The organism is Xanthomonas sp. CPBF 426 (genome assembly GCF_903989465.1).
GTDB classification, from domain to species: domain Bacteria; phylum Pseudomonadota; class Gammaproteobacteria; order Xanthomonadales; family Xanthomonadaceae; genus Xanthomonas; species Xanthomonas euroxanthea.
Map to the genome: position 1 here is coordinate 1,142,746 of NZ_LR861805.1, position 18,583 is coordinate 1,161,328.

Here is an 18,583-nt window from a genome sequence, read left to right on the forward strand (position 1 = left end):
TCCGAGGCCTTGCTACAATTCCGAGTTCACTTTTGATCCATCCTGCCGGATGGCGCCTGGGCGCTGTCGGGCCATCACTCAGTTGGAGAATCGCGTCATGGCGCGTATTGCAGGCGTCAACCTGCCAGCCCAGAAGCACGTCTGGGTCGGGTTGCAAAGCATCTACGGCATCGGCCGTACCCGTTCGAAGAAGCTCTGCGAATCCGCAGGCGTTACCTCGACCACGAAGATTCGTGATCTGTCCGAACCCGAAATCGAGCGCCTGCGGGCCGAAGTCGGCAAGTATGTCGTCGAAGGCGACCTGCGCCGCGAAATCGGTATCGCGATCAAGCGACTGATGGACCTGGGCTGCTATCGCGGTCTGCGTCATCGCCGTGGTCTCCCGCTGCGTGGTCAGCGCACCCGTACCAACGCCCGCACCCGTAAGGGTCCGCGCAAGGCGATCAGGAAGTAAGGGATAGATCATGGCAAAGCCAGCAGAAAAGAAAACGAAGAAGAAGATCAAGCGCGTCATCACTGATGGCGTCGCCCACGTCCACGCTTCGTTCAACAACACCATCGTCACCATCACCGATCGCCAGGGCAATGCGCTGTCGTGGGCTACGTCCGGCGGCGCCGGCTTCCGTGGTTCGCGCAAGTCGACCCCGTTCGCTGCTCAGGTTGCCGCCGAAAAGGCTGGCCGCGCTGCGCTCGATTACGGCGTGAAGTCGCTGGAAGTACGTATCAAGGGTCCGGGTCCGGGCCGTGAGTCGGCCGTGCGTTCGTTGAACAACGTGGGCTACAAGATCACCAACATCATCGACGTGACGCCAATCCCGCACAACGGGTGCCGTCCGCCGAAGAAGCGTCGCGTCTAAAGGGAGCGATAAGAAATGGCTCGTTATATCGGTCCTACCTGTAAGCTCGCCCGCCGCGAAGGCGCCGATCTTTCCCTCAAGAGCCCGGCGCGTGCGCTGGACTCCAAGTGCAAGCTTGAGCAGAAGCCCGGCCAACATGGCGCGGCTCGCAAAGGCAAGCTCTCCGACTACGCTACCCAGCTGCGCGAAAAGCAGAAGGTCAAGCGCATCTACGGGTTGCTGGAGCGTCAGTTCCGCAACTACTACAAGAAGGCCTCGACCAAGAAGGGCAACACCGGCGAGAACCTGCTGCAGTTGCTGGAAACCCGTCTGGACAACGTCTGCTACCGCATGGGCTTTGCCGTCACCCGTCCGGCCGCGCGCCAGCTGGTGTCGCACCGTGGCGTGCTGGTCAATGGCAAGTCGGTGAATCTGGCGTCGTACCAGATCAAGGCTGGCGATGCGATCACGCTGTCGGAAAAGGCACAGAAGCAGCTCCGCGTGCAGGAAGCCCTGACCGTGGCTGAGCAGCACGACATGACGCCGTCGTGGGTCGAAGTCGATTCGAAGAAGTTCAGCGGCGTGTTCAAGGCCGTTCCGGATCGCGCTGACCTGCCTTCGGATATCAACGAAGCGCTGATCGTCGAGTTGTATTCGAAGTAATTCACATTGGAGAGCCTCCGGCACCGCCGGAGGTTCGCAGGAGACCCCGCAACATGACGGTTACCGCCAACCAGGTTCTGCGCCCCCGTGGTCCGCAGATCGAACGTCTTACCGACAATCGCGCAAAGGTCGTGATCGAGCCCTTGGAGCGCGGTTACGGGCACACGCTGGGCAATGCCCTGCGTCGTGTGCTGTTGTCGTCGATCCCGGGTTTTGCGATCACCGAGGTCGAGATCGACGGCGTGCTGCACGAGTACACCACGGTCGAAGGGCTGCAGGAAGACGTGCTTGACGTCCTGCTCAACCTGAAAGACGTGGCGATTCGTATGCATAGTGGCGACAGCGCGACGCTGTCGTTGTCCAAGCAGGGTCCGGGTACGGTCACTGCGGCCGACATCAGGACCGATCACAACGTCGAGATCATCAACGGCGACCATGTGATCTGCCACCTGACCAAGGACACGGCGCTGAACATGCGCCTGAAGATCGAGCGTGGTTTCGGCTATCAGCCGGCTGCTGCGCGTCGTCGTCCGGACGAAGAGACCCGCACCATCGGTCGTCTGATGCTGGATGCGTCGTTCTCGCCGGTGCGTCGCGTTGCCTATGCCGTGGAAGCTGCGCGCGTTGAACAGCGCACCGACCTCGACAAGCTGGTGATCGATATCGAGACCAACGGCACCATCGATGCCGAGGAAGCCGTGCGCACCGCCGCCGACATCCTCAGCGATCAGCTGTCGGTGTTCGGCGATTTCACCCACCGCGATCGCGGTGCGGCCAAGCCGGCTGCCAGCGGCGTGGATCCGGTGCTGCTGCGCCCGATCGACGACCTCGAGCTGACCGTGCGTTCGGCCAACTGCCTGAAGGCCGAGAGCATCTACTACATCGGCGATCTGATCCAGAAGACCGAAGTGGAACTGCTCAAGACCCCGAATCTTGGCAAGAAGTCGCTGACCGAAATCAAGGAAGTGCTGGCACAGCGCGGCCTTGCACTGGGCATGAAGCTGGAGAACTGGCCGCCGGCCGGTGTCGCCCAGCACGGCATGCTTGGTTAATGCATCATCCGCATGGGCGTCTTCGGGCGCCCATGCTGTTTTTACATCGACGGGCCAAAGCCCGCGGTGACATCCGGTCAAAGGACGGCCGGCTCGGACCAACCGCAGTCCATTCAACAGCGCCAGGATGGCGACAACGTCTCTCAAAGCAGTCTCAACATTCCTTAGGAAATCACACTCATGCGTCACCAGAAATCTGGCCGTAAGTTCAACCGCACCAGCGCGCACCGCGAAGCCATGTTCCGCAATATGGCCGCCTCGCTGTTCAAGCACGAGCTGATCAAGACCACCTTGCCGAAGGCCAAGGAACTGCGTCGCGTCGCCGAGCCGCTGATCACCATCGGCAAAGTCGATGGCGTTGCCAACCGTCGTCTGGCGTTTGCCCGCCTGCGCGACAAGGAAGCGGTGGGCAAGCTGTTCGTCGAACTGGGCCCGCGTTATGCGACCCGTCCCGGCGGCTACCTGCGCATCCTGAAGGCCGGCTTCCGTGCCGGTGACAATGCGCCGATGGCGTATGTCGAGCTGGTCGACCGTCCGGTCGTCGCCGAGGAAGTGGCCGAGTAATCGGTTCGCCCTTCGCAAGGATCTTGAAAAGCCCGGCTAGCGCCGGGCTTTTTCATTGCAGGCCCCCGAGCCGGGCCTGTCGCCTTGGCGTCGATGTCACAGCCGCAATGCAGTGCAGCGACCTGCAGGGTTCAACCATCGCCAAGCGGCCTGCTGCGACGGTGGCTGCGTCAGGGCTGCATCGCCAACATGCAGGGTGGCGCGTGGCGGGCGATAGGCATGGCTGGACGGGACTTCGCGCCGCAACCTGCCCGATGCAGGCATCCGTGGTCACCGCGGCGGCGATGGCTGATAATCGGACATTCGATCCTAGGCAAGCGGTAGCGATGAATCCATTTCGTTGGGGTTTCCGGGCGCAGTTTTTGCTGGGCTTTCTTGGATGCGCAGGATTGCTTGCCTATGCGATCTATGTGCAGCTGCATCTTGGTCTGGAGCCATGCCCGCTCTGCATCTTCCAGCGGATCGCCTTTGCGGCGCTGGCGGTGTTGTTTCTGCTGGGCGCGTTGCATGGGCCGCGCGCCGCGGGCACGCGTAAGGTCTATGGCGTGCTGAGTTTCCTCGCTGCCGGTGTGGGCATGGGCATCGCGGCGCGGCATGTCTGGGTGCAGATCCGGCCCAAGGACATGATGTCGTCGTGCGGGCCGCCGTTGAGCTTCCTGAGCGAGACGATGGGGCCGTTCGAAGTGTTCCGCACGGTACTGACCGGCACCGGCGACTGCGGCAACATCGATTGGCGCTTCCTGGGCCTGAGCATGCCGATGTGGAGCATGCTCTGGTTCGTGGGCCTGGCACTGTGGGCGCTGTATGCCGGGTTCAGGCAGCGTGGTCCGCGCAAACTGTTCTGATCGTTCCGTTCCGGCACTGGCCGGCGCCCACGCTTTCTGGAGTTCACGATGTCCGCTTCCCCTCATTCGTCCGTCAACCAGGCAGACCAGTGGTCGCCGCAGAGTTGGCGGCAGCGGCCGGCGCTGCAGATGCCGGTGTACCCGGATGCCGTTGCGTTGGAGCACACCCTGGGTGAGTTGCGGCAGTTGCCGCCGCTGGTGACCTCCTGGGAAATCTTCGCGCTCAAGCGCCAGCTGGCCGAGGCGCAGGAGGGCAAGCGCTTCCTGCTGCAGGGCGGAGATTGCGCCGAAAATTTCAGCGATTGCGAATCGGGCACGATCTCCAATCGCCTGAAGGTGCTGCTGCAAATGAGCCTGGTGCTGGTGCACGGCCTGCACCTGCCGGTGGTGCGGGTCGGGCGCTTTGCCGGGCAGTACGCCAAGCCGCGCTCGGCCGATACCGAGACCCGCGATGGGGTGACCTTGCCGAGCTACCGCGGCGATGTGATCAACGCACCCGCCTTCACAGAAGCGGCACGCGTGCCGGATCCGCAGCGCATGATCACCGCGCATTCGCGCTCGGCGATGACGATGAATTTCGTGCGCGCCCTGATCGACGGCGGCTTTGCCGACCTGCACCATCCCGAATACTGGAATCTGGACTGGGTGGGCTATTCGCCGCTGGCTGCGGACTACCAGAGGATGGTGGCGTCGATCGGCGATGCGGTGCGCTTCATGGAAACCCTGTCCGGCGCCGAGGTCTACAACCTCAATCGCATCGACTTCTACACCTCGCACGAGGCGTTGTTGCTGCCGTACGAGGAGGGCCTGACCCGCCAGGTGCCGCGTCAGTGGGGCTGGTTCAACCTGAGCACGCATTACCCGTGGATCGGCATGCGCACCGCCGCGCTGGATGGCGCGCATGTGGAATATCTGCGTGGGGTACGCAACCCGATTGCAATCAAGGTGGGGCCGTCGGTGCAGCCGGATCAGCTGCTGCGTCTGATCGATGTGCTCAATCCGGAAGACGAACCTGGCCGCCTGAGCTTCATCCACCGCATGGGGGCGGCGCAGATCGCCGAAAAGTTGCCGCCGCTGCTGGAGGCGGTCCGGCGCGACGGGCGTCGGGTGTTGTGGGTGTGCGATGCGATGCACGGCAATACCGAAAGCACCGGCAATGGCTACAAGACACGCCGTTTCGACAATATCCGCAGCGAGGTCGAGTTGTCGTTCGATCTGCACGCGGCAGCCGGGACGCGGCTGGGCGGGGTGCATCTGGAACTCACTGGCGAAGATGTCACCGAATGTACCGGTGGCGCGCGCGAGTTGACCGAGCGCGATCTGGAACGCGCCTACCGGTCCAGCGTGGATCCACGCCTGAACTACGAGCAGTCGCTGGAAATCGCAATGGCGATCGTGCGCAAGCAACAGCAGGTGGCGGCGCAGCCGCTGGGCGGGTGAGGTCCCCGTGCGCATGACGTGATACTCATGCCGCGTGCGGCATGCTGTTGCAGCCATCCCTCTTTTCCCCCCACAGGAGGAACGGTTTGACTGCCGATTGGAACGTCATCCGCGAATACGCAATCCCGCTTGGTGCCTCGCTGCTGGCGGGCATCGTCACCTGGTCGCTGATGCTGTGGCTGTTTCGCCGCATGCAGGGCCGCGACTACCGCCGCGCACGCATCATCCGCGTGGTCACGCTGCCGGCTGCCTTCATCCTGCCGCTGCTGTTTCTGGGCATCGCCACCGAAGCGACGCCACTGGCCGGCAAGACGCTGGCAGCGGTACAGCACCTGCTGCACGTCGGCATCGTCGGTTGCGTGACCTGGTTGTTCGTGCGTGCGGTCGCCGCTGGCGAGATGGCGATCCTGCGCAGCAATCCGATCGAGGTGTCCGACAACCTCACCGCCCGGCGCATCCAGACCCAGACACGCGTGCTGAGCCGGGTGGTGATGGGCGCGGTGATCCTGCTCGGCATCTCGGTGGTGCTGCTTGGCTTCGAACAGGTGCGCCAGATCGGCAAGACGCTGCTGGCCTCGGCCGGCATCATCGGGCTGGTGGCCGGTATCGCGGCCAAGCCGGTGTTCGGCAACCTGATCGCCGGCCTGCAGATCGCCCTGACCCAGCCGATCCGGCTGGACGATGTGGTGATCGTGGAAGGCGAATGGGGCCGCATCGAGGAGATCGGCAGCTCGTACGTGGTGGTGCGGATCTGGGACGAGCGACGGATGGTGGTGCCGCTCACCTGGTTCATCGAAAACCCGTTCCAGAACTGGACACGCAGCAGCGCCGACCTGCTCGGCACCGCATTCCTGTGGCTGGACTACCGCACCCCGATCGCGGCGGTGCGTGCCGAGCTGGAGCGCATCTGCAAGAGCGAGCCGCTCTGGGATGGGCGGGTCTGCGTGACCCAGGTGACCGAAACCAGCGAGAGCACGATCCAGGTGCGTCTGCTGGTGAGTGCGCGCAATTCCGGCGATGCGTTCGACCTGCGCTGCATCAGCCGCGAGCGCATGATCGACTTCCTGACCCGCGAGCACCCGTACGCCTTGCCGAGAATCCGTGCCGAAATCGCCGCGCAGGAAAAGCCGCCCCTGCGCGCCGCCGCGCCGATCGCCCCGGAGAGCGTGCGCTCGCCCGGTGCCGAAGACGGCGAGCCTGCGACTACGGTGTAGCTGCAGGCGGTGCTGCCGGTGACGCGCCTGGTGCCGCTGGCGCATAACTGGGCGCAAACCGCGCCTTGCTGCGCTGCTCGTACGCGTAGGCCAGTTCGATCAGGCGTGGCTCGCTCCAGGCGCTGCCCATGAACAACAGGCCCAGCGGCAGGCCCTGGGTCTGGCCCATCGGCACGCTCAGGCTGGGATAACCAGCCACCGCGGCCGCACCGTAGCCGGCACCGGGAAAGGTGTCGCCCTTGACCAGGTCGGTGACCCAGGCGGCGCCGGTGGTGGGCACGATCAGTGCATCCAGGCGGTCGGCCTGCAACGCGGCATCGATGCCTTCCGGCCCGGCCAGACGTTTGGCCGTGGCGCGGGCGGTGAGATACGCGGCATCGTCGAGCCCGGGCGCGGCCTGTGCCTGCTCGAACAGTTCCTGCCCGAAGTAGGGCATTTCGCGCTGCGCGTGGCTGCGGTTGAAGGCGATCACCTGCTCCAGGCTCGACACCGGGGCGGCGCGGCTGCGCAGATACGCGTTCAGGCCGGCCTTGAACTCGACCAGCAAGACCGTCTGTTCGGCAGCATCCCACTGGCCATCGGTCGCCAGGCGGGTTTCGATCACGGTGGCACCGGCCGCGCGCAGGGTCTGCACGGCGCGGTCCAAGGCGGCGGCGATCGCGGGATCCTCGCGCAGCGGATTGCGCAGCAGGCCCAGGCGCGCGCCGCGCAGGCCATCGGGCTTGAGGTGTGCCAGGTAGTTCGGGGTGGGCGCAGGCGCAGTGCGCGTGGCCGGATCCTGCGGGTCGGGCGCGGCGATCGCCTGCAGCACGGCGGCAGCATCGGCGACGCTGCGCGTCATCGGGCCGGCGGTGTCCTGGCTGGCCGAGATCGGAATGATGCCATCGCGGCTGACCAGGCCCACGGTCGGCTTGAGCCCGACCAGACCGTTCACCGAGGCCGGGCAGGTGATGCTGCCGTCGGTCTCGGTGCCGATACCGACGGTGGCCAGGCTGGCGGCGATCGCCGCGCCGGTGCCGGCGCTGGAGCCGCAGGGGTTGCGATCCAGCGCGTAAGGGTTTCGGGTCAGACCACCGCGTGCACTCCAGCCGGAACTCGACTTGGTGGAGCGGAAATTGGCCCATTCGCTCAGGTTGGTCTTGCCCAGGATCACTGCGCCGGCCGTGCGCAGGCGTTGCACCACAAAGGCGTCGCGGCCTGGCCTGAAATCGGCAAGCGCCAGCGAACCGGCGCTGTTGACCATCGGCAGCGCATCGATGTTGTCCTTGAGCAACACCGGAATGCCGTGCAGGGGCCCGCGCACATGGCCGGCGCGGCGTTCGGCGTCCAGTGCGCGTGCGTCGGCTTCGGCTTGCGGGTTGAGTTCGATCACCGAATTGAGGGTGGGGCCGGCGCGATCGATGGTCGCCACGCGGCGCAGGTACGCGCGGGTCAGATCCAGGCTGCTGGTCTCGCCGGACGCCATGCGTGCCTGCAGGCCAACGACGTCGGCATCGCTCAGAGCGTCTTGCCTGGCAGCGGCTGCATGGGCACCGGCAGGCGCCAGGCGGTCGTCGGCATGCGCACAGCCGCACAGCGCCAGCAGTAGCGCGAGGGACAAGGTGGTGGATCGCATGGGTGGTCTTCCCCGGAGGACTGTTTGCAGGCTAACGGCGCTGCGTCGGGGTGACAACGTGTATGAGGTGCCCGCAGACGGGCAGGGTGCGTCAGCGCCGCCGGCGCTTGATCAGGTCGCGTGCCAGCACGCCGACCACGATCAGATTGATTGCCAGCACGCCCCAGGCAGTCCAGCCGGGATGGCGGACGATGGCGTAGATATCGAAAGGCAGATAGATGGCCGCCGACAGGCAGCCCAGCAGCGACGCCCAGGCCTTGGCACGCCACAGACCCCAGGCTTCCACGACGTGCAGCAGGCCGTAGGCCAGCATTGCGGCTGCGGCCAGATGGACGGCGTCGGGACTGATGGTCTTGAGCAACGACGGCAGTGCGCCGTGGTCGGGATCCAGATTGAAGCGGCGGATCAGCGTGCTGACCGCGTTCTGCAGCGGGAGCGGGCCTAGAATTTCCAGGCCCGTCGCCGCCACCAGCGCAAGCGCCCCCTTGACCGTCTCCAGCAAGGCGATCACATGCAGTCCCGGATGCGCGCGCGGATCCGGGCTGTAGGGCGTGTTGCGCACGATGATGGACCGGTCGTGCTTAGCCGGAACGGCCAGCGCGCTTGCGGTCGCTTTCGGTGAGGAACTTCTTGCGCAGGCGGATTTCTTTCGGAGTGACTTCGACCAGCTCGTCGTCCTCGATGAAGTCCAGCGCCTGTTCCAGCGTGTACTTGATCGCCGGGGTCAGCTTGATCGCATCGTCCTTGCCCGAGGCGCGCATGTTGGTCAGCGGCTTGGTCTTGATCGCGTTGACGGTCAGGTCGTTGTCCTTGGAGTGGATACCGATCAGCTGACCTTCGTACACGTTGTCGCCTTCTGCAGCGAACAGACGGCCACGCTCTTCCAACGGCCCCAGCGCATAGGCGGGGGTGGCGCCGGCGGCATTGGCGATCATCACACCGTTCTGACGCTTGGCGATGGCGCCCTGTTCCTTCGGGCCGTAATGGTCGAACACGTGGAACAGCAGGCCCGAGCCCTGGGTCAGGGTGCGGAACTCGTTCTGGAAGCCGATCAGGCCACGCGCCGGGATCATGTAATCCAGGCGCACGCGGCCCTTGCCGTCCGGCTCCATGTTCTTCAGCTGGCCCTTGCGGGTGCCCAGCTTTTCCATCACGCCGCCCTGGTGCTGTTCTTCGATGTCCACCACGAGCTGTTCGATCGGCTCCATCTGCTTGCCGTCGATCTCCTTGATGATCACTTCCGGACGCGACACGGCCAGCTCGTAGCCTTCACGACGCATGTTCTCGATCAGCACCGACAGATGCAGCTCGCCACGGCCGGAGACCAGGAACTTGTCGGCGTCGGAGCCTTCCTCGACCTTCAGTGCCACGTTGTGCACCTTCTCGCGGTCCAGACGGTCGCGCAGCTGGCGGCTGGTCAGGAACTTGCCGCCGGACAGGTCCTTGTTGCCGGCGAACGGCGAGTTGTTGACCTGGAAGGTCATCGAGATGGTGGGCTCGTCCACGGTCAGCGCCGGCAGCGCTTCCGGCGCGTCGAGCGCGCACACGGTGTCGGAAATGGTCAGCTCGGCCACGCCGGAGATGGCGACGATGTCGCCGGCCTCGGCGGTGTCCTGCTCGATGCGCTCCAGGCCCAAAAAGCCCAGCACCTGCAGCACCTTGCCCTGGCGCTTCTTGCCTTCGCGGTCGATCACGCTGACCGGCATGTTCTTCTTCAGCACGCCGCGCTGGATGCGGCCGATGCCGATCACGCCGACGAAGTTGTTGTAGTCCAGCTGGCTGATGCGCATCTGGAACGGGCCGTCCGGATCCACGTCCGGTGCCGACACGTGCTGCATGATCGCTTCGTACAGCGGGGTCATGTCGCCGTCGCGCACGCTCGAATCCAGGCTGGCGTAGCCGTTCAGGGCCGAGGTGTAGACGATCGGGAAGTCCAGCTGCTCATCGGTGGCGCCGAGCTTGTCGAACAGGTCGAACACCTGGTCGATCACCCAGTCCGGGCGTGCGCCGGGACGGTCGATCTTGTTGACCACCACGATCGGCTTGAAGCCCATCGCAAACGCCTTCTGGGTCACGAAGCGGGTCTGCGGCATCGGGCCGTCCATCGCGTCGACCAGGATCAGCACCGAGTCCACCATCGACAGCACGCGCTCGACCTCGCCACCGAAGTCGGCGTGTCCCGGGGTGTCGACGATGTTGATGCGGTTGCCGTTCCAGGTGATGGCCGTGTTCTTGGCCAGGATCGTGATGCCACGCTCCTTTTCCTGGTCGTTGCTGTCCATCACGCGCTCAGCCAGCACGGTGCGCTCGGACAGGGTGCCGGACTGCTTCAGCAGGCAGTCGACGAGGGTGGTCTTGCCGTGGTCGACGTGCGCGACGATGGCGATATTGCGGAGTTTTTCGATAGACATGCGGAAAGGGCCCCTGTCTGGCGCCAGTCTTGAGATGAGGTAAGCCCGACATTATAGCGGTTTCGTTGCCGTGCCGTTGCGTTCGGCCGTCGAGCGGTCCAAAACGCCCATTCAGCTTGCCGTGAGACCCCCGACGATGGTCCAACCTGCACGGTCGCCTGCACGGCCGGGTGTATTCTAATGGGCTGTCATACACCCTGAAACCTGCAAGGATTTCCATGTCCCTGATCGCCCATTTCGACACCACCCGCGGCCCGATCGTGGTCGAGCTGTTCGCCGACAAGGCCCCGCTGACCGTCGCCAACTTCGTCAACCTGGTCCAGCGCGGCTTCTACGACGGCCTGAGCTTCCACCGCGTCATCGCCGACTTCATGATCCAGGGCGGCTGCCCGGAAGGTTCCGGCCGCGGCGGCCCGGGCTACCGGTTCGAGGATGAAGCCAACAACGGCGTCGGCCACGAGCGTGGCGTGCTGTCCATGGCCAATGCCGGCCCCAACACCAACGGCAGCCAGTTCTTCATCACCCACACCGCCACCCCGTGGCTGGACGGCAAGCACACCGTGTTCGGCAAGGTCACCCAGGGCCTGGACGTGGTCGATGCCGTCGCCCAGGGCGATGTGATCAACAAGGTGACGATCGAAGGCGATACCGACGCCGTGCTGGCCGCCAAGGCCGACCGCGTCGCGGAGTGGAACAAGATCCTCGCCGCCTGACGGCTTTTCCCGAACGGCCGCCGTGTGCGGCCGTTCGTCTGTCACTGCGCGCCGCCAGGCCTCGCGCCACGCCAGCGTGCACCTCCACCCATGTTTTTTAGCAGAGGAAACTCCCCATGAAAGCACCTGTTCGTGTTGCCGTGACCGGCGCTGCCGGCCAGATCGGCTATGCCCTGCTGTTCCGCATCGCCTCCGGCGAAATGCTGGGCAAGGATCAGCCGGTGATCCTGCAATTGCTGGAACTGTCCAATGAAAAGGCCCAGGCCGCGCTCAAGGGCGTGATCATGGAGCTGGAAGACTGCGCATTCCCGTTGCTGGCCGGTGTGGTCGGCACCGACGACGCCGAAGTGGCGTTCAAGGACATCGATGTCGCCCTGCTGGTCGGTGCGCGCCCGCGCGGCCCGGGCATGGAGCGCAAGGACCTGCTGCTGGAGAACGCCAAGATCTTCACCGCGCAGGGCGCGGCGTTGAACAAGGTGGCCAAGCGTGACGTCAAGGTGCTGGTGGTCGGCAACCCGGCCAACACCAATGCCTACATCGCAATGAAGTCGGCGCCGGATCTGAACCCGAAGAACTTCACCGCCATGCTGCGTCTGGACCACAACCGTGCGCTCAGCCAGCTGTCGCAGAAGCTCGGCAAGCCGGTCGGCGGCATCGAGAAGCTGGTGGTGTGGGGCAACCACAGCCCGACCATGTATCCGGACTACCGTTTCGCCACCGCCGATGGTGCGTCCATCGGTGATGCGATCAACGACCAGGAATGGAATGCGTCCACCTTCATTCCGACCGTTGGCAAGCGCGGCGCGGCGATCATCGAAGCGCGCGGCCTGTCCTCGGCAGCGTCGGCCGCCAATGCCGCCATCGATCACGTGCGTGACTGGGTGCTGGGCAGCAATGGCAAGTGGGTGACGATGGGCGTGCCGTCCGACGGCTCCTACGGCATTCCGGAAGGCGTGATCTTCGGCTTCCCGGTCACCACCGAAAACGGCGAGTACACCCTGGTCAAGGATCTGCCGATCGACGACTTCAGCCAGAAGTACATCGACAAGACCCTGGCCGAGCTGGAAGAAGAGCGCAGCGGCGTGTCGCATCTGCTGGGCTGAGTTTCCCGGCTTGGCAGTACATGAAGAACGCCGGGCACTGCCCGGCGTTTTTTTATGCGTCGCTTCCGTGATGCGTTGCGTTACATGCGCCGGTCGGTGGCGCGGGAAGCGCGCCATCACGCCCATCGATCCTGCAAGGCCGATGCGATACGCGTTGCCGCCGCATCGATCACATCACGCGGTACGCTCGGCTCAGGCCAGGCCTTCGGCCTTTAGCGCGGCCTGCACATCGGCATCGTCGAGCATGCGCTGCACGAAAGCAGCCACGGCGCTTAGCCCGCTCAGGTCCACGCCCGCCTTCTGCGCCCATCGCAGCGTCACGAACAGATACGCATCGGCGCCGGTGTGGGTGTCGCCGGCCAGCCAGTTGCGCCCCTGCAGATGCGCGTCGACACGTTCGTACAGGGCGCGCAGCTTGTTGCGTGCGTCGTCATGGCTGCGCGCAATCAGCGCCTCGGCCTGCAGATAGGCGGTGCTGCCGAAAATCGGCTTGAAGGTCGGATGCACATCGGCATTGGCGAAGGCGATCCAGCGATTGATTTCCGCACGGCTGCGCGCGCTGCCATCGCCGGACAGCCCGGTGAGCGGTGCGACGTCGGCGATGTAGTTCAGAATGGCCGCGTTCTGCGTCAGCGCCCAGTCGTCGACGACCAGCAACGGCACCGCACCGGCTGGATTGAGGCGCAGATACCCGGGCGACTTCATCGTGGCGGCGTCGACCACTTCCAGCTCGAAGGGCAGCCCCGACCAACGCAGCACGATGTGATCTGCCAGCGAACACGCGCCCGGCTTGGTGTACAGCTTCATGAGAATTCCCGCACAAAGACGAAGACGCAAGCTTAGCGGCAACGCGTGAGTGCGTGGGTGACGTCAGGATGCGGTGCGCGGACGCAGCTTCTGCACGCGATAGAACGTGTGGTCGCCGATGGTGGCCACCTGGTATGCATTGCGCCAGCTCGGGCTGGCGATCGCGCTTGCGGCAAAGTGGCTGGCGCCCGGCACGATTTCCTTGCGCTGACCCACCGGTAGCGCCCAGTTGCGCTCTGCAGCCAGCGCCACATGCAGCGCCTTGTTCCAGGCATCGTCATTTTTCAGCTGCGTTCCCGGGGCCACGATGGTGGGCGCGAACTGCTTGCGCGCGGTGACCACCTGACACATCGAATCGCCCCACAAACCGCTGTCCAGACGACGCAACGCAACTTCCGCGACGGCTTGCTGGCCGCGCAAGGTCTGATCACGCGCTTCCAGGTACACGGTGGTGCTCAAGCACAACGAATCTGCAGCTGGCTGAGGCAACAATTGCGACAGCCAAAGTATCCAAACCAGTTTCATAGAACTCCTTGCTCCGTATGGGCCGATCCGCAGAGCATCCAAGGTGGATGCACCAGTACAGAGGGCTTGGCGTCATGGGGAGGCGGCCTGCCACGGGTCGCCCGGTCTCCGGCGAAACAAGGATCTACCGGAGGTGCCCACCAAATGCGGTGGGTCAAAAAGTTGGCGCAAGGTAGGCGTCGATCACAGAATCGCGGCTGAATAGGCGGGGTTGACGCGTGTGAGTGCTTGCTACATCTACCGCTTGGCTCGAGCACGACAGCGCGCTGAATCCGTCGTGTGCGTCGCATCGTGGTGGCGACAGCGGATGTGGCAATCAACATCGGCGCAATGCGCATGCAGTGTTGCGCGTCTGCGCGTTGTTTGCGACACGCAACGCCTCATGTGCAGGCCACGCATGCAGTGCCGTCGGCATGGTGCGCTACACATCATCGTCACTGATGAATGTGCTTGTACGCCGGCGTCTTGCCGCAGCAGCGGTTGGACATCCACATGCGAACGCAGGGTGCAGGAAAGAACTGTCAGTGCGGATGCCGTGCTGCCGGGATCATGCATCGTGCGCTTGCGCTTGCGCATGCAGCGTACAACCCTGTGTTGCAGTCCCTAGAGCCAGAGGAGGCGGTAGCGTGTTCGATGCGAATTGATGGGGGTGGGTATCCGCGACGCGTCATGACAGCTATTGCTGTCGCATCGCATCCCCAGGTCGCTCGCCACGCCTGCACCTGCATCACGCAAGGATGCGCTGCAGTGGCAGCACTCAGAGATGCCGCCGAAATCGCCAGACCCCGTCGCACGATTTCTTGACGGTGGCAGCGGCGCATCGTCGTTGACGACATTGCGATTGCATCGTGCGCTTACTGCCGCCTTGCGTACGCGCACTGTTTATTTCCAGAAGAACTAGGCACGTTGAACCACGCGCATCAAGTTCGACTTGATGAAAAAAAAGAACCTGCAGAACCTGCAGAACCTACAGAACCTGCAAGCGTGCAGACGTGCATGGCGATCGCCGAAGCACGTGATTGCGGTCGGCACAGCACCTTGCGCGTACGCGTTACGTCGTTGTGGCCTGATCGAGATTTCATGCCTGACTCGTTGGCAGCACCGTTGCAACAGGTCTGCGTTTTTCAGACATCGCCAACGCGCTGCCGATCCAGGCGATCAGCATGCATGACACGCCGCAGAGTATCGGCCCCAGGGCCATCGCCCACGCCAGCTGCGCAGCGTGCCCATGCGGATAGCCGGAGACGTTCAGCAGCAGTCCGATCACGCCACTGCCGGCCGCCAGTGCGAGTTGGGCTGTCGCAGTGAGTGCGGCACAGGCGCGGGCCTGCCGTGCGGGGCCATGGCGCGAGGCGAGTTCTGCGTGGCGCGCCCAGACCCATTGCCCGGCGCTTCCCGCCGCCACACCCATGCCGAAGGCCAGGCCGGCATCCAGCACGCAGTGTCGAGCCATGGCGATGGCAAAGATCAATCCCAGCCCGGACAGTGCAACTCCACTCAGGCCCAATCGACGCAGCGCCACGGTCGGCCAACGCGCTGCCAAGGGCTGTATGCAGACGCTGCCCAACGCGTACGCAATCAACACCGCGCTGCCCCATCCGGCCGAGCCGATGCGCGATTGCGCCAGATACGGCGCCAATTTGGTGAACGTCGGCAACGCCAACGCCAGTGCTGCGATGACCGCCACGGGCAGCAACTGATTGCGCTGCCACTCCGACGTGGCTGGCGGTAACGGAGCGGCGGCAACTGCGTGCGCGTAAGGCTGCAGCGTGTTGCGTAACCACCATGCCGACAGCAGTGCGATGCTGCTGACCAGCGCGACGACCATCAACGCTGTCGATGCGCCGGCATATGCCCCAGCCTTCAGCACCAGGCCGATCGCTGCGCTGACCGATAGCGCGGCCAGACCGCTGCCGATCAGGCGCAGCGCACTGACGCCGCGCGCACCGCGCCAGGGCCAGTGGCCCAACCCCAACAAGGTGTTCTGTGCCACGTCGCCGATCGCATAGGCCGCGCGGAAGGGCAGGCTGAGCAGCAACACGCTGATCAGCCTGGCACCGGCAGGAAGCGCTGGCGTCACGAACACCAGTGCCAGGGCGAGGGCTGCCAACGCAATGCCACGCCATTGCGAACGCCCGGCCCAGGCCAGGCTGGCGTGGGCACTCCAGCGTCGCGCGGCGACCATGCCCATCACTGCACTGATCACCAATCCGCCGGCGACCGACGCGCCAGCCGCCACCGCGCTCAATCCAACGTATTCGGTCAACGCAAAAATCAGCAGCAACTCGCCGGTGTACCACAGCAGGCTTTTGCCGAAATGCGCCGCAACATAGGCCCGCAATGCTGCCGGCGGCAGCATGTGGGGCGGTGCAGTCAGGGTGGAGCGCATCGCCGGTTTATAGCCGAGCTGCACGACAGGAAAAAGAATCTACCGGTGCCGCGCCAATCAGAGGCGCTTGTACCGTCTGGCGCGATCGCCAACGGCGTCGGAGTCCACCCCGATACGCGCATCCGACCTCGCTAGAGAACCCTGAGGCGGCATCTGACGCACAGACCGGTCATCGCCCTGCCGCTGCCACCCGCAGCGGTGACGGTGCGCCCATCCGGCGCACACCCGCGCTCGTACACATGTTCGAGTGGCGCCGTGAGCAGGCCGCCGTGGCCTTTCAGCGCGCTGCCAAACGCGCGTTACAGGGTCGCCGCCAAGCGGCAGGCCTGATTGATCGCACGCTTGGCATCCAGTTCGGCGGCAACATCCGCGCCGCCGATCAGATGCGGTTGCCGGCCATCCGCCTGCAGCGCGGCAAGCAGGTCGCGGCGCGGTTCCTGCCCGGCGCAGATCACCACCGTGCCGACATCGAGCAGTTGCTCGTTACCTTCCACGCGGATCCGCAGGCCGGCGTCGTCCACACCCAGATACTCCACACCGCCGAGCATCTTGACGCCCTTGGCCTTGAGCGTGGCACGGTGGATCCAGCCGGTGGTCTTGCCCAGGCGCGCGCCGGGTTTGCCTGGGCTGCGCTGCAGCAGCCAGACCTGGCGGGCGGGGGGCTCGGGCTGCGGCCTGGCCAATGCGCCAGGGGTCTCGAAGCTGGGGTCCACACCCCATTCGGCCATCCAGCGCGCGGGGTCCAGCGACGGCGATTGCCCTGTGTGCACGAGAAATTCGCCCACATCGAAGCCGATCCCGCCGGCCCCGATGATCGCGACTTTCTCGGCAGCCACATGACGGCCCAGCACCACGTCCAGATAGCTCACGACCATCGGGTGATCGGCGCCGGGGAAATCCACCTTGCGCGGCTCGATGCCGGTGGCCAGCACGATCTCGTCGAAGTCCTTCAGATCGGCCGCTTGCACGCGGGTATTCAGATGCAACTGCACCCCGGTTGCGTCGATGCGGTGACCGAAGTAACGCAGCGTCTCGGTGAATTCTTCCTTGCCCGGGATGCGCCTGGCGACGTTGAATTGCCCACCGATTGCATCGCCTGCATCGAACAGGGTGACGCGGTGGCCGCGCTCGGCCGCCACCGTGGCGCAGGCCAGACCGGCCGGGCCGGCACCCACCACCGCAATGCGCTTGGGGTCAGGGGTCGGTGCGTAGATCAGTTCGGTTTCGTGCGCTGCGCGTGGGTTGACCAGGCAACTCGCCAGCTTGTTGTCGAACACATGATCCAGGCAGGCCTGGTTGCAGGCGATGCAGGTATTGATGGCCTGCGACTGGCCGGCGCGGGCCTTGTTGGCCCACTGCGGATCGGCCAGCAGCGGGCGTGCCAGCGACACCATGTCGGCCGCGCCGTCGGCGAGGATGCGTTCGGCCACCTCCGGCATGTTGATGCGGTTGGTCGCCACCACCGGGATGTGCAAGTGCGGCCTGAGCTTGGCGGTCACACCGGCAAACGCCGCACGCGGGACCGACGTGGCAATGGTCGGAATGCGTGCCTCGTGCCAGCCGATGCCGGAATTGATGATGGTTGCGCCTGCCGCTTCGATCGCCTGCGCCTGGGTCAGGATGTCCTGCCACTGGTTGCCGCCGTCGACCAGGTCCACCAGCGACAGCCGGTAGATGATGATGAAGTCCGGCCCGCAGGCGTCGCGGATGCGTTGCACGATCTCCACCGCAAAGCGCATGCGTTTTACCGCATCGCCACCCCAGGCATCGCTGCGCTGGTTGGTGCGCGCGGCGGTGAATTCGTTGATCAGGTAGCCTTCCGACCCCATCACCTCCACGCCGTCGTAGCCGGCGTCGCGCGCCAGCCGCGCCGCGCGCGCGTAGGCTGCGATCTGCCGATCCACCGCACGTGCCGAGAGCGCGCGTGGAGTGAACGGGTTGATCGGCGCCTTGAGCCGGGACGGGGCCACCGACAGCGGGTGATAGGCGTAGCGCCCCGCGTGCAGCAGCTGCAGGCAGATCTTGGCGCCGTGTGCATGCACCGCCTGGGTGACCTGACGATGCGGGCGCACCTCCCACGGCCATGACAGCTTGCCGCCGAACGGCTTGAGCCAGCCCACCACGTTCGGCGAAAACCCGCCGGTGACGATCAACCCGACACCGCCGGCAGCACGCTCGGCGAAATACGCGGCCAATCTGGGGAAATCGCGCGCACGGTCTTCCAGGCCGGTGTGCATCGAGCCCATCAGGACGCGGTTGCGCAGTTGCGTGAAACCCAGATCGAGCGGTGTGAACAGGTGCGGATAGGGCGAGACGGACGGGCCGGTGGCGGGCGACATGGTATGGATACGCTGGCGTACGGAGTGCGCACGATGCCGGCAAACGGGCGTGGCGGCAAGTCCCGAC

General features: G+C 64.9%; 17 protein-coding genes. 10 read left to right on the forward strand and 7 right to left on the reverse strand.

Translation table 11 applies throughout. From position 1 onward, the window contains the following. The first annotated feature begins 97 nt into the window (after positions 1–97). The 8 genes from rpsM to H7A87_RS04895 all read left to right on the forward strand — a co-directional run bounded on the left by rpsM (position 98) and on the right by H7A87_RS04895 (position 6,614). Complete coding sequence (gene rpsM / locus H7A87_RS04860; RefSeq protein ID WP_003486672.1) at positions 98–454, forward strand: 30S ribosomal protein S13; 357 nt, start codon at positions 98–100, stop codon at positions 452–454. 10 nt (positions 455–464) lie between these two features. Then, positions 465–857, forward strand: coding sequence for a 30S ribosomal protein S11 (gene rpsK / locus H7A87_RS04865; protein ID WP_003486671.1), 393 nt, complete (start codon positions 465–467; stop codon positions 855–857). A gap of 15 nt (positions 858–872) precedes the next feature. Further along, positions 873–1,499, forward strand: a complete 627-nt coding sequence (rpsD, locus tag H7A87_RS04870; RefSeq protein ID WP_002811641.1) for a 30S ribosomal protein S4 — start codon at positions 873–875, stop codon at positions 1,497–1,499. Positions 1,500–1,552: 53 nt separating this feature from the next. Beyond that, positions 1,553–2,551: a DNA-directed RNA polymerase subunit alpha gene (gene rpoA, locus H7A87_RS04875; RefSeq protein ID WP_002811635.1), complete on the forward strand. Its 999-nt coding sequence runs from the start codon at positions 1,553–1,555 to the stop codon at positions 2,549–2,551. Between the two features lie 180 nt (positions 2,552–2,731). Further along, positions 2,732–3,115: a 50S ribosomal protein L17 gene (rplQ, locus tag H7A87_RS04880; protein ID WP_003486665.1), complete on the forward strand. Its 384-nt coding sequence runs from the start codon at positions 2,732–2,734 to the stop codon at positions 3,113–3,115. 326 nt (positions 3,116–3,441) lie between these two features. After that, on the forward strand, positions 3,442–3,960 hold the full coding sequence (locus H7A87_RS04885) for a disulfide bond formation protein B (RefSeq protein WP_115676249.1): 519 nt from the start codon (positions 3,442–3,444) through the stop codon (positions 3,958–3,960). A 48-nt stretch (positions 3,961–4,008) separates the two neighbouring features. Further along, positions 4,009–5,400, forward strand: coding sequence for a 3-deoxy-7-phosphoheptulonate synthase class II (locus H7A87_RS04890; RefSeq protein ID WP_119129697.1), 1,392 nt, complete (start codon positions 4,009–4,011; stop codon positions 5,398–5,400). 86 nt (positions 5,401–5,486) lie between these two features. Then, complete coding sequence (locus H7A87_RS04895) at positions 5,487–6,614, forward strand: mechanosensitive ion channel family protein (RefSeq protein WP_104582270.1); 1,128 nt, start codon at positions 5,487–5,489, stop codon at positions 6,612–6,614. Here the strand turns inward: H7A87_RS04895 and H7A87_RS04900 are convergent. From H7A87_RS04900 to typA, 3 genes are all read right to left on the reverse strand, one after another. Next, entirely contained in the window at positions 6,604–8,214 is a 1,611-nt protein-coding gene (locus H7A87_RS04900) for an amidase (protein ID WP_180496991.1), read from the reverse strand. The genes H7A87_RS04895 and H7A87_RS04900 overlap by 11 nt on opposite strands. A 106-nt stretch (positions 8,215–8,320) precedes the next feature. Further along, positions 8,321–8,740, reverse strand: a complete 420-nt coding sequence (locus H7A87_RS04905; protein WP_180496992.1) for a DUF2127 domain-containing protein — start codon at positions 8,738–8,740, stop codon at positions 8,321–8,323. 70 nt (positions 8,741–8,810) lie between these two features. Then, positions 8,811–10,640 carry a translational GTPase TypA gene (typA, locus tag H7A87_RS04910; protein ID WP_104560414.1) on the reverse strand — a complete coding sequence of 610 codons (1,830 nt, stop codon included), beginning with the start codon at positions 10,638–10,640 and terminating at the stop codon, positions 8,811–8,813. A 218-nt stretch (positions 10,641–10,858) separates the two neighbouring features. On the opposite strand from typA, the gene H7A87_RS04915 reads away from it, so the two are divergent. After that, the gene (locus H7A87_RS04915) at positions 10,859–11,353 is read left to right on the forward strand and encodes a peptidylprolyl isomerase (RefSeq protein WP_016904578.1); all 495 of its coding nucleotides are present in this window, start codon (positions 10,859–10,861) and stop codon (positions 11,351–11,353) included. Positions 11,354–11,469: 116 nt separating this feature from the next. Then, positions 11,470–12,456 (forward strand): malate dehydrogenase, encoded by a 987-nt coding sequence (locus H7A87_RS04920; protein ID WP_104582273.1) that lies wholly within the window; start codon positions 11,470–11,472, stop codon positions 12,454–12,456. A 192-nt stretch (positions 12,457–12,648) separates the two neighbouring features. Here the strand turns inward: H7A87_RS04920 and H7A87_RS04925 are convergent, their stop codons facing one another. From H7A87_RS04925 to H7A87_RS04940, 4 genes are all read right to left on the reverse strand, one after another. Beyond that, the gene (locus H7A87_RS04925) at positions 12,649–13,263 is read right to left on the reverse strand and encodes a glutathione binding-like protein (RefSeq protein WP_119129699.1); all 615 of its coding nucleotides are present in this window, start codon (positions 13,261–13,263) and stop codon (positions 12,649–12,651) included. 63 nt (positions 13,264–13,326) lie between these two features. Continuing rightward, on the reverse strand, positions 13,327–13,788 hold the full coding sequence (locus H7A87_RS04930) for a cell wall hydrolase (protein WP_104582275.1): 462 nt from the start codon (positions 13,786–13,788) through the stop codon (positions 13,327–13,329). A 1,078-nt stretch (positions 13,789–14,866) separates the two neighbouring features. After that, positions 14,867–16,165: an MFS transporter gene (locus H7A87_RS04935; protein WP_232087965.1), complete on the reverse strand. Its 1,299-nt coding sequence runs from the start codon at positions 16,163–16,165 to the stop codon at positions 14,867–14,869. A 311-nt stretch (positions 16,166–16,476) separates the two neighbouring features. Continuing rightward, positions 16,477–18,516, reverse strand: coding sequence for an NADPH-dependent 2,4-dienoyl-CoA reductase (locus H7A87_RS04940; protein WP_119129701.1), 2,040 nt, complete (start codon positions 18,514–18,516; stop codon positions 16,477–16,479). Between the last annotated feature and the right edge of the window lie 67 nt (positions 18,517–18,583).